The organism is Pseudoxanthomonas fibrivorans (genome assembly GCF_041464125.1).
Lineage (GTDB): Bacteria > Pseudomonadota > Gammaproteobacteria > Xanthomonadales > Xanthomonadaceae > Pseudoxanthomonas.
Genome location: NZ_JBGNUG010000001.1, coordinates 210777 through 224042, shown reverse-complemented (window position 1 = coordinate 224042; position 13266 = coordinate 210777). Strand labels below are relative to the sequence as shown.

The window sequence follows — 13266 nt, the reverse complement described above, 5'->3', positions numbered from 1 at the left end:
CATTGCATTACTTGCGCGCCGCGTCCGGGGCCTGCCCGCGCCCCCCGCCGCCGTGCCGGCGACCCTCGGCGCCACGCCTGGCATGCGCCGCGTCGTACTCGGCCTTGCTCAGGCTGCCGTCCTTGTTGCTGTCGGCTTGCTGGAACCACTGGTCGCGGCGCTGCCGGCTGGCCAGTTCGCGATCGGCCTTGTCGACGAATCCGTCGCTGTTCGCATCGAGCTCGGCGAAACGCCCCGCGAACTCGGGCTTCGCCGCTGCCTCGGCCTTGCTGATCCGGCCGTCCCCGTCGGTATCGAGGTCGGCGAACGGATGGCCGTCGCGGCCGCCGCGCCCGTGCTTGCGCGGCATCTCGCCGCGATCGAGCTTGCCGTCCTTGTTCGCGTCGAGGCTGTCGAACTTCCCGGCCAGGCGCGGATGCGCCGCCGCCTCGGCACGGTCGACGACACCGTCGTTGTTGGCATCGAGCGCCTTGCGCGGCGGCGACGCGCCGGTGGTGCCGGCGGTCTGCGCCACGGCGGCCCCGGCGGTCACGGCCAGCAGCGCGGCGGCGATCAGGGTGGGGGTCTTGTTCACGCGATTCTCCAGTAGGTCGTGGACGTGATGGCCACGACAGGGAGAACGCCGGAGCCCGGCCGGCGTTGACGCCGGCACCGCGCCGTTCAGCCGGCGGCCGGGCGCCCACCGCCCGTGGAAGCGGCCGGAGTATGCTGCCGGCAACCGTCGATGCCGCGACCATGGGCCACGATTCCTCCCCCACCGACGACCTGCGCCTGTTCCAGACCGGTGGCCACGCGTGCGGCTACTGGCCCGAGCGCAGCGCCCGCGACCTGGTCCTGGATCCGCGCGATCCGCGCCTGCCGCAGATCTACCCGCAGGCGCTGGACTGGGGATTCCGCCGCTCAGGCGACCTGGTGTACCGGCCGCATTGCGCGCACTGCCGCGCCTGCGTGGCCGTGCGCATCCCGGTGGCGGCGTTCGCACCGGACCGCAGCCAGCGCCGCTGCCTGGCGCGCAATGCCGACGTGCAGACGCGGATCGCCCCGGCGCGGCGCACCGGCGAGCACTTCGAGCTGTACCAGCGCTACCTCGGCGCGCGCCATCGGGACGGCGGCATGGACGGGCACGGCACCGCCGAATTCGACCAGTTCCTGGTGGGCAGCTGGTCGGACACGCGCTTCGTCGAGCTGCGCCTGGGCGCGGAGCGGGGACCGGGCCGGCTGCTGGCGGTGGCGGTCACCGATCGCGTCGGCCGCGGACTGTCGGCGGTGTACACGTTCTACGACCCCGACCTGGCGGCACGCAGCCCGGGAACGCTGGCGATCCTGCGCCAGGTCGAATGGGCGCAGCGCGAGGGCCTCGAGCACCTCTACCTGGGCTACTGGATCGAAGGCCACGGCAAGATGGACTACAAGCGCCGCTTCCGGCCGCTGGAGGCGTTCGACGGCCGCCGCTGGCGCCCGTTCACCGCCTGAACCCGGCCATGCCACGACCGGCCCGGACGCGGCGATGTCACCGGCGCGTGCCAGAATCCGCGCATGCATGCCTTCTTCCGCCTCCCCCTCCCCGGGCTCGTCCTGATGCTTTCCGCCTGCGCCGGCACCTCCGCTGACGGCGCGCGCGCGCCCACGCCCACCACGCTGCGCGTGGCCACGTACAACACCTCGCTCTACGACGATACCGCCGGCGGGCTGGTGCGCCGGCTCGAGGCCGGCGACCCCGGCGCACGCAAGATCGCCGCGGTGCTGCAGCAGGTGCGCCCGGACCTGGTGCTGCTCAACGAGTTCGACTACGACGCCGGCGGCCGGGCCGCCGACCTGTTCCAGCGCCGCTACCTCGAACAACCGCAGCCCGGCGGCGGCGCGGCGCTGCACTATCCGTACCGCTATTTCGCCGAGGTGAACACCGGCGTGCCCAGCGGCCTGGACCTGGACCGCAACGGCACCGTCGGCGCCGCGGGTGCCGCGGCCGCCGGCAACGCGGGCACGGATCGCGACCGCGGCAACGACGCCTGGGGCTACGGCTTGCACCCTGGCCAGTACGGGATGCTGGTGCTGTCGAAGCACCCGATCGATACCGGCGCGGTGCGCAGCTTCCGCCTGTTGCGCTGGGCGTCGATGCCCGGGGCGAGGCGCCCGCTCGACCCGAAGACCGGCCAGCCCTGGCACGACGACGCGACCTGGGCGCAGCTGCGCCTGTCGTCCAAGTCGCACTGGGACGTGCCCGTGCGCACGCCCGGCGGCACCGTGCATTTCCTTGGATCGCATCCGACCCCGCCGGTCTTCGACGGGCCGGAGGACCGCAACGGTGCGCGCAATGCGGACGAGATCCGGCTATGGGAGGCGTACCTGTCGCCGGAAGCGCAGGCGTGGCTGTGCGACGACGCGGGCCGCTGCGGCGGCCTGCCGGCCAGCGCGCGCTTCGTCATCGCCGGCGACCTCAACAACGACCCGGTCGATGGCGATGGCCGCCACGAGGCGATCCTCGGGCTGCTCGAGCATCCGCGCGTGCTGCGCATGGCCACGCCCCGCTCCGAAGGCGGCGCGGAAACCGCGCGCGCCTATGCGGCCAAGGGCCTGCTGCGGCGCGGCGCGCCGGAGCACGTCACCGGCGATTTCGGCCCCCGGGCCGGCGCCATGCGCCTGGACTACGTGCTGCCGTCGACCGGCTTCGAGCTGCGCGGCAGCGGCGTGTTCTGGCCCGCCTCGAACGACCCCGCCGCCGCCATCGCCGACGGCAGCGACCACCACCTGGTCTGGGTCGACCTGGCGCTGTAACGCGCGCGGCGTGCGGGTCAGTCGACCCGCAGTTCGATCCCGATCGCTTCGGCCGCTTGGCGAGCGACCGCGCGGGCGCCGTCGATATCGCCACTCCGCGCCAGGGTCACGCCGACCCGGCGATGGCCCTCCACGCGCGGCTTGCCGAACAGCCGCAGCGCGGTGTCCGGCGCCTGCAGCGTGGCTTCGATGTTCGAGAACACCGGCACCCCGTGGCCATGCGCGAGCAACGCGCACGACGCCGACGGACCGTTCTGGCGGATCGTCCCGCCCTCGGCCGCACCGACCGGAAGGCCGAGGATGGCGCGCGCATGCAGGGCGAACTCGCTCAGCTCCTGCGAGACCAGCGTGACCAGGCCGGTGTCGTGCGGCCGCGGGGAGACCTCCGAGAACCAGACCTCGTCGCCCTTGACGAACAGCTCCACGCCGAACACGCCCCAGCCGCCCAGGTCGTCGGTGATCGCGCGGGCGATGGCCTGCGAGCGCTGCAATGCCAGCGGCGACATCGGTTGCGGCTGCCAGCTCTCGCGGTAGTCGCCGTCGCGCTGCAGGTGGCCGATCGGCTCGCAGAACGAAGTGCCGCCGGCATGGCGCACGGTGAGCAGGGTGATCTCGTAGTCGAAATCGACGAAGCCCTCGACGATGCAGCGGCCGGCGCCGGCGCGGCCGCCGGTCTGCGCGTATTCCCAGGCCGCGTCGATCTCGGTATCCGCGCGCACCGTGCTCTGGCCCTTGCCCGAGGACGACATCACCGGCTTGACCACGCACGGCAGGCCGACCAGCGCGATCGCGGCGCGGTACTCCTCGTAGGTGTCGACGAACCGGTACGGCGAGGTCGGCAGGCCCAGCGCTTCGGCCGCCAGCCGGCGGATGCCCTCGCGGTCCATGGTCAGGCGCGCGGCGCGGGCGGTCGGGATCACCTTCTGCCCGTGGTCGTTCTCCAGCTGGACGAGGGTCTCGGTGTGGATCGCCTCGATCTCCGGGACGATCAGGTCCGGTTTCTCGTGCGCGATCAGCTCGCGCAGGGCGAACGTGTCCAGCATGTCCAGCACGTGGCTGCGGTGGGCGACCTGCATGGCCGGCGCGTCGGCGTAGCGGTCGGCGGCGATCACCTCCACGCCCAGCCGCTGCAGCTCGATGGCCACCTCCTTGCCCAGTTCACCGGACCCCAGCAGCAGGACCCGGGTGGCGTGGGGGGAGTTGGGGGTTCCGATCCGGACCATGTCGAGGGGCGCACCAGTTTGGGGGCGCACAGTGTAGCGGCGGCGCCCGGACCGCCCGGTGAGGCGCGCCGGCCAGCCGTTTGACATCTGATATCAAATTGATATCTACTGGCGGCGAACCTGGAGACCCCGCCATGAAAGAGCTTCCGATCCGTTCCCTTCCCGGCATTCCCGTCCTCATCGCGGCCCTGCTCGCCAGCGTGGCGACCGCTTGGCTGTTCTTCACCGGCATCGTCGCGGTCAAAGCCGACGGCGGGCCGCTTGCCCTGCTCGGCTCGTTCGCGCTGGGCGTGGCCGTCCTGCTGCTGCTCAGCGGCCTGTATTCGATCCAGCCCAACCAGGCCGCGGTGCTGAGCCTGTTCGGCAAGTACGTCGGCACGGTCAAGGAAGCCGGCCTGCGCTGGAACAACCCCTTCTATTCCAAGCGCAAGGTCAGCCAGCGCGTGCGCAACTTCGAGAGCGGCAAGCTCAAGGTCAACGACCTGGACGGCAGCCCGATCGAGATCGCCGCGGTGATCGTGTGGCAGGTGGTGGACGCGTCGGAGGCGGTGTTCAACGTCGACGACTACGAGAGCTTCGTCCACATCCAGTCCGAGTCGGCGCTGCGGGCGATGGCGTCCAGCTACCCGTACGACCAGCACGACGACGGCCAGACCGCGTTGCGCAGCCATCCCCAGGAGATCTCCGACCACCTGCAGGCGCAGATCGCCGAGCGGCTGGGCACGGCCGGCGTGGAGGTGATCGAGGCTCGGATCAGCCACCTCGCCTACGCCCCGGAAATCGCCCAGGTGATGCTGCAGCGGCAGCAGGCCAACGCGGTGATCGCCGCGCGCACGCGGATCGTGGCCGGCGCGGTGGGGATGGTCGAGATGGCGCTGGCCGAGCTGCAGAAGAACCAGGTCGTATCCCTGGACGAAGAGCGCAAGGCGCAGATGGTCAGCAACCTGCTGGTGGTGCTCTGCGGCGAGCGCGGCATGCAGCCCGTGCTCAACGCCGGCTCGCTGTACTGAGGCCGCGGATGGAGGCGCTCGTGCCACTGGTCATCGCGCTGACGGGCATGCCCGCGCTGGTCATCGCCGCGTGGTACGCCCGCGCCGACGACGCGCACGCCCGCGGCACCGCCCTGCGCTGGGCGCTGATCGCCCTGTCCATCCTGGCCGGCGCGACCGGGCTGTACTTCACCGGCGGCGACCGGGCCGCCGGGACCGCGGTGGTCGTGGCGATGGTGCTGGCGGTCAATGCGCTGGTGGTGTCGATGGTCCTGCACCTGCGGCGCGGCGGCCGGGAGCGGTAGCGATGGCGGAGAAGAAGGCCTATCCGCTGCGGATCAACGCCGACGTGCTGGCGGCGGCGCAGCGCTGGGCCGACGACGAATTGCGCAGCCTCAACGCGCAGATCGAATACGTGCTGCGCGACGCACTGCGCAAGGCAGGCCGGCTGCCCAGGCCCGGCGACGCAGCGGAGACGGAAGAATGAGCACTCGCTGGCAGTACCAGGTGGTCGAGATCAAACCGAGCCTGATGGGCTCGTTCAAGCAGGACGTGCTGCAGGAAGCGCTCGTGCGCCAGGGCCAGCTGGGCTGGGAACTGGTCCAGATCGTGTCGCCGTCGCCGATGGCCGCCCTGCTGGCGGTCTTCAAGCGCGAAGCCTGAGGAGGCCGCCATGCTGCACATCGTCCATCTGCTCGAACGCCGTTCCGGCGCCCGCGGCCGTACCGTCGCCAGGGCCCTCGCGATCGGCTCGGCGTGCGCGCTGTTCGCAGGCTTGGCCCTGGCGCTGCGCTGAGCCGGCGCCAAGGCCCGCGACGCGCGAATGCCCCCGCACACCTGCACCCAACGGAGTTCCGTGATGGAGCCACGCACCTCGGATGCCGGCCTCCGCCTCACCCCGCCCGCCAGCCGTACCCGCTTCTGGCTGTTCGCGCTGGCGTTCGCGTTGCCGGTGGCCACCACCGTGGTGGCGATGGGAGCATCCTTGCTGGGCGGCTCCTCGATGGCGCTGCTCGGCGGCAGCGCCCCGCTGACCGTCGCCGCGGTAATCGCGGGCGTGGCTGTGGCGTGTGCCGCGCTGTGGGGCGGGCTGTCGTGGGCCATGCGCCGCCAGTCGCTCACCGTGGCGGGCGACGCGCTGGACGTGCGCTCCAGCTTCTATCGCCACCGCATGCCGGTAGCGGAGATGAAGCTCGACCAGGCACGGGTCGTCGACCTGGACGAACACACCGAACTCCAGCCGACCCTGAAAACCAACGGATTCTCCATCCCCGGCTTCCGCAGCGGATGGTTCCTGCTGCGCAACCGGCGGCGCACGTTCGTCGCCACCGGCGACGGCCGGCGCAAGCTGTGGCTGCCCGGGAACGGACGCAGCGACATGCTGCTCGACGTCGTCGACGCCACCGCCCTGCTCACGCGCCTGCGCGATCTGGCGGATGGCCGGAGCCGTGGCTAAGCTGGACCGATGCGCTCCCGCCCCGCTCCGCTGCACGCCCGCCTGCTGAACACCGCCGAGATCGAGGTCTGGCCCAGCGGCCTGTTGCGCGCCCGCAGCAACGCGGATGCCCGCGCGCTTTCGCGCGCCGGCGCCGTGCTGCGGCGCAAGCGTGACGGCCGCTACCTGGCCGCCGTGCTGCAGGAAGGGGTGTTGCCGCTGGTCCCGCGCCTGGCACGGGAACCGGGCATCGACGCGGCGCTCGACCTGCTCGATGCCGGCGCGACCCGCGGTCCTGCGCTCGCACCGCGCCCGCTGGCCCTGCACGGCTTGCACGAGCGGCTCGGAATGCTGGGGATCGACGGGCGTTACGCGCAGCGCACAGGCCTGGAACTGGTCGCCGAACCGGACTGGCTGCTGCTGGCCGGCTTCGACCGCTATCGGCGTCCGCTGTGGCTGGTCCCCGGCGCGGCCCGCGCCTGGCAGGCGATGCGACGCGCGGCGGCGTCCGACGGGGTCGTGCTCGAGGCCGTGTCCGGCTACCGCAGCCACGACTACCAGCTCGGCATCTTCGAGCGGAAGCTCGCCCGCGGGCAGGGCCTCGCGCAGATCCTCGAGGTCAACGCCGCCCCGGGCTACAGCGAGCACCATGCCGGCGACGCGCTCGACATCGGCGCGCCAGGCGAACCGCCGGCCGAAGAATCGTTCGAGGCCACCGCAGCCTTCGCCTGGCTGGCCCGGCATGCCGCCCGGCACGGGTTCTCGATGAGCTATCCGCGCGGCAACCGGCACGGCATCGTGTACGAGCCCTGGCACTGGCGCTGGCGGGGCTGAGCCGGGCGGCCGCGCCCGGTTGCGGGCGGACGCCTGGATCCGCCGACGCGGTCAGTCCTGGGAACGGTTGACCGGCGCCTTGGCCTCGGCGGCGAAATCGGCGATGCGCCACAGGTACAGGCTGGCGTAGGTCCGGTACGGACCCCACCGCTCGCCCCGGGCCAGCAGCTCCTTCGGCGTCGGCATCGCTTCCCGGCGGTCGACCTTCTGCGCACCCTTGCGGATGCCGAGGTCGTCGACCGGCAGCACGTCCGGCCGGCCGAGGCGGAACATCAGCATCATCTCCACCGTCCAGCGGCCGATGCCGCGCACCGGCACCAGCGCGGCGACGATCTCGTCCTGGTGCATGGCCGACATGCGCCGCAGGTCGGGGATCTCGCCCCGCGCCTCGCGCGCGGCCAGGTCGCGCAGGGCCAGGGTCTTGTTGCCGGAGACGCCGCAGGCGCGCAGCGCGGCATCGTCGATCCGTCCGAGCGTGTCGTGGTGCAGGCGGGGGCTGCCGATGGCCGCCTCCACCCGTCCGACGATCGTGGAGGCGGCCTTGCCGGAAAGCTGCTGGAACAGGATCGCGCGGGCCAGCGCGTCGACCGGGTCGAAGGTCTTGCGCCAGCGCGGCTCGGCCGGCAGCGGCCCCAGCCGCTTCATCCACGCCCCGAGCCTGCGGTCGCGCCGCGACAGGTGTTCGTAGGCGGCGGCGACATCGAAGCCGCGGGCGTGGCGCGGCATGGTCAGCGCCTCAGCGCATCGATGGCCAGCAGCAGCCAGCTGGCCATCAGCAGCATGCCGCCTGCCGGTGCCAGCCGCGTCGGCCAGCCCAGCAGCGCCCCGGCCGCCAGGCTGCCGGCGAACAGCAGCGTTCCCGCCAGCAACCCCGCCAGCGCCACGCCCCGCATCCGGCCGCGCGGCGCCGGCGCCAGTGCGACCAGCAGCGCGCCGTGGGCGAATGCATAGAGGCTGGCGGTCTGCAGGTTCCCGCGCGCGTGGAGGTCGGCGACGCCGTGGGCGGCATACGCCGATGCGCCGATGCCCAGCGCGGCCATCACCGCACCCGCCGCCGCCAGCCAGCCTCCCCGTCGTGCAACCTGCCGCATCGTCCGTCCGCCGCTCCGTGCCTGCGGCGAGCCTAAACGAAAAAGCGCCGCTTGCGCGGCGCTTTTCGCGGGGATCCGTGTCCGTCGCGGGCGACGGTTACTTGATCGCCCAGTAGATGTCGTAGGTGCCTTCGGCGGTGAACGACTTCTCCACGCCGCCCTTCCAGATCTCGTACGGACGATCGGTGACTTCGTAGCCATGGGTCAGCGCCCAGGCACGCAGCGAGTTGCGGGCGGCATCGAGCTCGGCCATGTAGCCGGTGTAGCCGGCGAAGGCGGCACGACGCGGCTCGGTGCGGATGTACTCGACCGGGGCGCCCGACGGCACGGTGACCTTCAGCGGCTCGCCTTCGGCGGCCTGCTGCACGGCGACGTTCTCGGCGGCGGTGTCCACCGGCTCGTCCTTGACCTCGCCGGCCAGCGGCGCCTGCGGGGCTTCCGGAACCTTGCGGCGGACCGGAACGGCCACGTCGAACGCGTACTTCTCGGCGCCGAAGTCGGTGGTGACGATGCGCACCGGGCCGGCGGCCTCGAGCCCCGGGTTGGCTTCCAGGGTGCGCTTGATCCACTCCTGGTTGTTCTTGATCGACTGCTTGATCGCCTCGTTGTTGCGCTCGATGTTGCCGGCGTTGACGACCAGCAGGTCCAGCGCCGGCACGTCGACGATCTTCAGGCCGGTCAGCGGCACGCCCTCGGCGCGGTAGTCGAAGTTCGGCACGGTGGCCAGCATGTTGGCCATGCGGCTCAGGCCCAGCTTGACGTCGTCGCCGACGTGGCGGCTGACGTACAGGCCGGCGTAGCGGCCCAGCAGGTTCCAGCCGTAGTCGACGTCGTAGGTCTGGGTGATCTTGACGTTGCGGTTGTTCTTGCCGGTCGGCTCGAGCAGGAACTGCACGGTCTTGTCATGGCCGCGGCGCTCGTCCTCGACCTTGATCACGACCTTCTCGTTCGGGACGCTCTCGACGATCTCCCAGCTGCCCTTGCCGACATGGGCCTCGTCCGAGGCGTATTCCAGGCGCGAGCCGACGCCGGACTCGGCACCGGTGACGTTGAGCTGCATCTTCGGATCGCGGAGCACCAGCGGGTTCCAGTCCTTGAAGCGGCGAAGGTTGTTCACCGTGTCATAGGCGATGGTCATCTTGCGGTTGGTCTCGACGCTCTCCGAAATGTGTCGGTGCGACGGAAGGACCAGGCCGACCACCAGGGCCAGAACAGCCACGATGCCCAAGGCGATCAGGAACTCGATAAGGCGGGTCATTCAGCAGTCTCCGGGGCCGATCCACGGCAAGTTGGCAATGCGAGCCGCGAATCGTAGCAGGCTTCGCCGTCCGCGCGCAGCCGGCGGGACGGGCGATGGCTAGATAAACGGAATTCTTACACCGGGACCGCCCGATGTCCCCCATGGACAGGCGTCCCGGCGTGAAGTTCCGGGCAGTCCCGGACGCCGGCTGAACGGGCCGCGCCGGCAGCCGCGGCGGAGGGCGGGCCGCGGCTCGCGCGTGTCACACCAGCTGCAACTCGAAGGCCTTCAGCACGGCGCGGGTGCGGTCGCGCACGCCCAGCTTGCTCAATATGTTGGACACGTGGTTCTTGATCGTGCCCTCGGCCACGCCGAGCGAGTTGGCGATCTCCTTGTTGGAGAAGCCCGAGGCCATCAGCCGCAGGATCTCGGTCTCGCGGTCGGTCAACGGGTCGGGGCGGTCCAGGCTGACGAAGTCGTTGCGCATGTGCTCCAGTCCCGAGAGCAGGCGCTGGGTCACCGCCGGCTGGACCAGGGAGCCGCCTTCGGCCACCGTGCGGATGGCCCCCACCAGCTGTTCCAGCGACACGTCCTTGAGCAGGTACCCCTTGGCCCCGGCCTTGAGCCCGGCCAGGACCAGCTGGTCGTCGTCGAAGGTGGTCAGGATGATCGTCGGCGGCAGCTGGTCCAGGCGCGACAGGACCTGCAGCGCCTCCAGCCCGGACATGGCCGGCATCCGCATGTCCATCAGCACCACGTCCGGCCGGACCTGGGGGATCAGCTCGACCGCCTGCCGGCCGTCGCCGGCCTCGGCGACCACCTCGATGCCGCCGTCGAGCGCCAGCAGGGAACGGATGCCCTGGCGCACCAGGGTCTGGTCGTCGACCAGGCAGACTCGGATCATGGAAGCGCTCCTTCGATGGCCGGCAGGGCCGGGGTGGAGACGGGGATGGACAGGCGCAGCCGGAAACCGGCGCCGCGCCGGGTCTGGATATCGAGCGAACCGCCGCACTGCTGGAGCCGTTCGCGCATGCCGCGCAGGCCGTTGCCGGGGACCACGCCGTCGGCGCCCTGGCCGTCGTCGTCGGCCTCCAGCAGCAGCGCCCCGGCCTCGCGCCAGACGCGGATGCGGAGGCGGCGCGCGCCGGCGTGGCGCACGGCGTTGGTGATGATCTCCTGGGTACAGCGCAGCATCACGTGGGCGCGCTCGGGATCGTCGATCGCCAGCGGCGATTCGACCTCCAGCGAGATGTCCAGCGCCGGCACATGGTCGGCCAGCGGGCGCAGCGCGGCGGCCAGGTCGATGCCGCCGCTGGCGTCGCGCAGCTGGCTCACCGCCTCGCGCACGTCGGTCAGCAGCAGCCGCGCCAGGGTGTTGGCCTGGCGCACGTGCTCCTGGGCCCGCCCCTCGGTCATGTGGCTGGCCACTTCCAGATTCAGGCTGAGCGCGGTCAGGTGGTGGCCGAGCAGGTCGTGCAGTTCGCGCGAGATCCGGGTGCGCTCGTTGACCCGGGCGCTTTCGGCCAGCAGCGCGCGGGTGGCCCGCAACTCCGCATTGAGCCGCCGCTGTTCGTCGCGCGCCTGCGCCTGCTGCTTGGCCACCAGGCTGGTCACGTAGATGAACATCGAGAAGCCGCCGTACAGCAGCGACTGCATCAGTGCCTCGAACAGCGGCATCTGGAACACGTTGTAGTAGATCGGCAGCACCGCCAGCTGGCTGAGCAGCAGCAGCACCACGCCCGCGGCCGCCGGCAGCAGCCAGGGGATGACCCCGGCCGCCACCATCAGCAGGATGCTGCCGAGGCCGGATTCATTGAAGTAGCTCACCGCCAGCGCGAGCACGGTGAGCACCAGCAGCAACAGCCGGTCCACCCAGGTACCGGCCGCGTGGCCCAGGCCCCGGGTCAGCCACCAGTAGCAGGCGCCGAACCCGAGGTAGCAGGCGAACAGCCAGACGGTACGGTCGCCCTGGGCCGCGAGGTCCTCGCTGCCGTACGCGGGCACGTACTGGGAATAGACCAGCGGCACGCCGACCATCGCCCAGGTGAACAGGCCGGCGTAGCGCAGCAGGCGGGTGTGGCTGAGGCGACCGAACATGGCCGCATCTTACGGGGCCCCGCGCCGTACCGCCGTGGACGGAAGTCATGGCCTCCCCCCGCCCTGCCCCCCGTGCGATAATCCCGGGCGGCCGCGCCAGCGGCCCCTGCGACAGCATCAACGCCCTCACGGAGTCGGCTTCACCCCATGTCCATCGTCATCCGCGACGTGCGCGAACACGAGCTGGATTCGGTCCTGGCGCTCAACAACAACGCCGGCTCGGCGATCCTGCCGCTGGACTCGGCCAAGCTGCACGGCTTCTACGGGAACGCCGAGTATTTCCGCGTCGCCGAGCGCGACGGCAACCTGGCGGGCTTCCTGGTCGGCTTCGGCAGCGGCAGCGAGCACGACAGCAGCAACTTCGCCTGGTTCAAGGCGCGCTACCCGGACTTCTTCTACATCGACCGGATCGTGGTCGCCAGCCGCCGCCGCGGCGGCGGCGTCGGCCGGGCGTTCTACGCCGACGTGCAGAGCTACGCCGAGCTGCGCTACCCCCAGCTGTGCTGCGAGGTCTTCCTCGACCACGGCGCCGACCCGGCGCTGCTGTTCCACGGCAGCTTCGGCTTCCATGAAGCCGGCCAGAACGTGATGCCGGACGTGGAGGTGCGCGCCAGCATGATGACCAAGTCGCTGTGCAGCTACCCCTGGGTCCGCGAGACCTACGGCGACGCCCTGCCGGACCTGCCCTGGGTCGGCCGCCCCCGCCAGCGCCAGCCGCGCGACAGCCGTGCGACGGGTACCTGACGTGGCGTTGGCGGCGAACGACTACGAACAGGCGGGCGAACTGAAGATCGGCCAGGTCGGCATCGCCAACCTGCGCATCCGCACCCTCGACGTGGACCAGCTGGTGCGCGAGATGCGCGAACGGGTCCAGCGCGCGCCCAAGCTGTTCGGCCGTGCGGCGGTGATCGTCGATTTCGGCGGCCTGGCCCGCACCCCGGACGAAGCCACCGCCCGTGCCCTGATCGACGGGCTGCGCGAGGCCGGCGTGCTGCCGGTGGCGCTGGCCTACGGCACCCGCGACAACGACGCGCTGGCCGAGGCGCTCGGCCTGCCGGTACTGGCCAAGTTCCGGGCCCAGTACGAACACGCCGAGGCGCAGGCCGCGCCACCGCCGCCGCGCGATCCGGCCCCGGCGCCCGCCGCGTCCCGCGCCGCCAGGCCCGCCCCGGCGGAAACGCCGCGCGCGCCGGGGCGGATGCAGAAGACCCCGGTGCGTTCGGGCCAGCAGCTGTATGCCGAAGGCTGCGACCTGACCGTCCTGTCCACGGTCGGCGCCGGCGCCGAGGTGATCTCCGACGGTTCGATCCACATCTACGGCACCCTGCGCGGCCGCGCGCTCGCCGGCGCCCAGGGCAACACCGACGCGCGCATTTTCTGCCGCGACTTCCACGCCGAACTGGTGGCCATCGCCGGCCACTACAAGGTGCTCGACGACATCCCCGAAAAACTGCGCGGCAAGCCCGTGCAGGTCTGGCTGGAAAACGACCAGCTCAAGCTGGCCGCGCTCGACTGACCCCGGCGCGCCGGCTGCCCCGCCAGGCGCGCGTACCCACCGCTTGCAGTACCCAGGAGACATCCA

At 71.5% G+C, this 13266-nt stretch carries 18 protein-coding genes; 11 read left to right on the top strand and 7 right to left on the bottom strand.

From position 1 onward, the window contains the following. Nucleotides 1-7 precede the first annotated feature (7 nt). Entirely contained in the window at nt 8-574 is a 567-nt protein-coding gene (locus ACA089_RS01075) for an EF-hand domain-containing protein (protein ID WP_372012598.1), read from the bottom strand. 161 nt (nt 575-735) lie between these two features. Between ACA089_RS01075 and ACA089_RS01070 the strand changes: the two genes are divergently transcribed. Both ACA089_RS01070 and ACA089_RS01065 read left to right on the top strand, forming a co-directional pair. Continuing rightward, complete coding sequence (locus ACA089_RS01070) at nt 736-1473, top strand: arginyltransferase (protein WP_372017583.1); 738 nt, start codon at nt 736-738, stop codon at nt 1471-1473. A gap of 63 nt (nt 1474-1536) precedes the next feature. Further along, nucleotides 1537-2775 (top strand): endonuclease/exonuclease/phosphatase family protein, encoded by a 1239-nt coding sequence (locus ACA089_RS01065; protein ID WP_372012596.1) that lies wholly within the window; start codon nt 1537-1539, stop codon nt 2773-2775. A 17-nt stretch (nt 2776-2792) separates the two neighbouring features. Here the strand turns inward: ACA089_RS01065 and purT are convergent, their stop codons facing one another. Beyond that, complete coding sequence (purT, locus tag ACA089_RS01060; protein ID WP_372012594.1) at nt 2793-3998, bottom strand: formate-dependent phosphoribosylglycinamide formyltransferase; 1206 nt, start codon at nt 3996-3998, stop codon at nt 2793-2795. 134 nt (nt 3999-4132) lie between these two features. Here purT and ACA089_RS01055 point away from each other — a divergent pair, with 134 nt between their 5' ends. The 7 genes from ACA089_RS01055 (at nt 4133) to ACA089_RS01025 (ending at nt 7256) form a co-directional block, all read left to right on the top strand. Beyond that, nucleotides 4133-5008 (top strand): SPFH domain-containing protein, encoded by an 876-nt coding sequence (locus ACA089_RS01055; RefSeq protein WP_372012593.1) that lies wholly within the window; start codon nt 4133-4135, stop codon nt 5006-5008. An 8-nt stretch (nt 5009-5016) separates the two neighbouring features. Further along, a complete protein-coding gene (locus tag ACA089_RS01050) occupies nt 5017-5292 on the top strand; it encodes a hypothetical protein (protein WP_372012591.1) in 276 nt (91 codons plus the stop codon). A gap of 2 nt (nt 5293-5294) precedes the next feature. Further along, the gene (locus ACA089_RS01045) at nt 5295-5474 is read left to right on the top strand and encodes a type II toxin-antitoxin system antitoxin (RefSeq protein ID WP_372012590.1); all 180 of its coding nucleotides are present in this window, start codon (nt 5295-5297) and stop codon (nt 5472-5474) included. Further along, on the top strand, nt 5471-5650 hold the full coding sequence (locus tag ACA089_RS01040; protein WP_372012588.1) for a DUF4177 domain-containing protein: 180 nt from the start codon (nt 5471-5473) through the stop codon (nt 5648-5650). Before ACA089_RS01045 ends, ACA089_RS01040 begins: the two co-directional genes overlap by 4 nt. Nucleotides 5651-5660: 10 nt before the next feature. Further along, the gene (locus ACA089_RS01035) at nt 5661-5783 is read left to right on the top strand and encodes a hypothetical protein (RefSeq protein WP_372012586.1); all 123 of its coding nucleotides are present in this window, start codon (nt 5661-5663) and stop codon (nt 5781-5783) included. 63 nt (nt 5784-5846) lie between these two features. Beyond that, nucleotides 5847-6443 carry a hypothetical protein gene (locus ACA089_RS01030; RefSeq protein WP_372012585.1) on the top strand — a complete coding sequence of 199 codons (597 nt, stop codon included), beginning with the start codon at nt 5847-5849 and terminating at the stop codon, nt 6441-6443. Between the two features lie 9 nt (nt 6444-6452). After that, complete coding sequence (locus ACA089_RS01025; protein ID WP_372012584.1) at nt 6453-7256, top strand: M15 family metallopeptidase; 804 nt, start codon at nt 6453-6455, stop codon at nt 7254-7256. Between the two features lie 51 nt (nt 7257-7307). Here ACA089_RS01025 and ACA089_RS01020 read toward each other — a convergent pair whose 3' ends face one another. From ACA089_RS01020 to ACA089_RS01000, 5 genes are all read right to left on the bottom strand, one after another. Next, entirely contained in the window at nt 7308-7982 is a 675-nt protein-coding gene (locus tag ACA089_RS01020) for a DNA-3-methyladenine glycosylase family protein (protein WP_372012583.1), read from the bottom strand. Nucleotides 7983-7984: 2 nt separating this feature from the next. Beyond that, complete coding sequence (locus ACA089_RS01015) at nt 7985-8347, bottom strand: DUF423 domain-containing protein (RefSeq protein ID WP_372012581.1); 363 nt, start codon at nt 8345-8347, stop codon at nt 7985-7987. Nucleotides 8348-8444: 97 nt separating this feature from the next. Beyond that, the gene (locus ACA089_RS01010) at nt 8445-9605 is read right to left on the bottom strand and encodes a polyketide cyclase (protein ID WP_372012580.1); all 1161 of its coding nucleotides are present in this window, start codon (nt 9603-9605) and stop codon (nt 8445-8447) included. Nucleotides 9606-9849: 244 nt separating this feature from the next. Beyond that, nucleotides 9850-10491, bottom strand: coding sequence for a response regulator (locus ACA089_RS01005; protein WP_372012578.1), 642 nt, complete (start codon nt 10489-10491; stop codon nt 9850-9852). Next, complete coding sequence (locus ACA089_RS01000; protein WP_372012576.1) at nt 10488-11684, bottom strand: sensor histidine kinase; 1197 nt, start codon at nt 11682-11684, stop codon at nt 10488-10490. Before ACA089_RS01000 ends, ACA089_RS01005 begins: the two co-directional genes overlap by 4 nt. Nucleotides 11685-11831: 147 nt before the next feature. On the opposite strand from ACA089_RS01000, the gene ACA089_RS00995 reads away from it, so the two are divergent. Beyond that, entirely contained in the window at nt 11832-12428 is a 597-nt protein-coding gene (locus ACA089_RS00995; protein WP_372012574.1) for a GNAT family N-acetyltransferase, read from the top strand. Nucleotides 12429-12435: 7 nt separating this feature from the next. Beyond that, the gene (gene minC / locus ACA089_RS00990; RefSeq protein WP_372017581.1) at nt 12436-13200 is read left to right on the top strand and encodes a septum site-determining protein MinC; all 765 of its coding nucleotides are present in this window, start codon (nt 12436-12438) and stop codon (nt 13198-13200) included. Nucleotides 13201-13266: the final 66 nt, after the last annotated feature.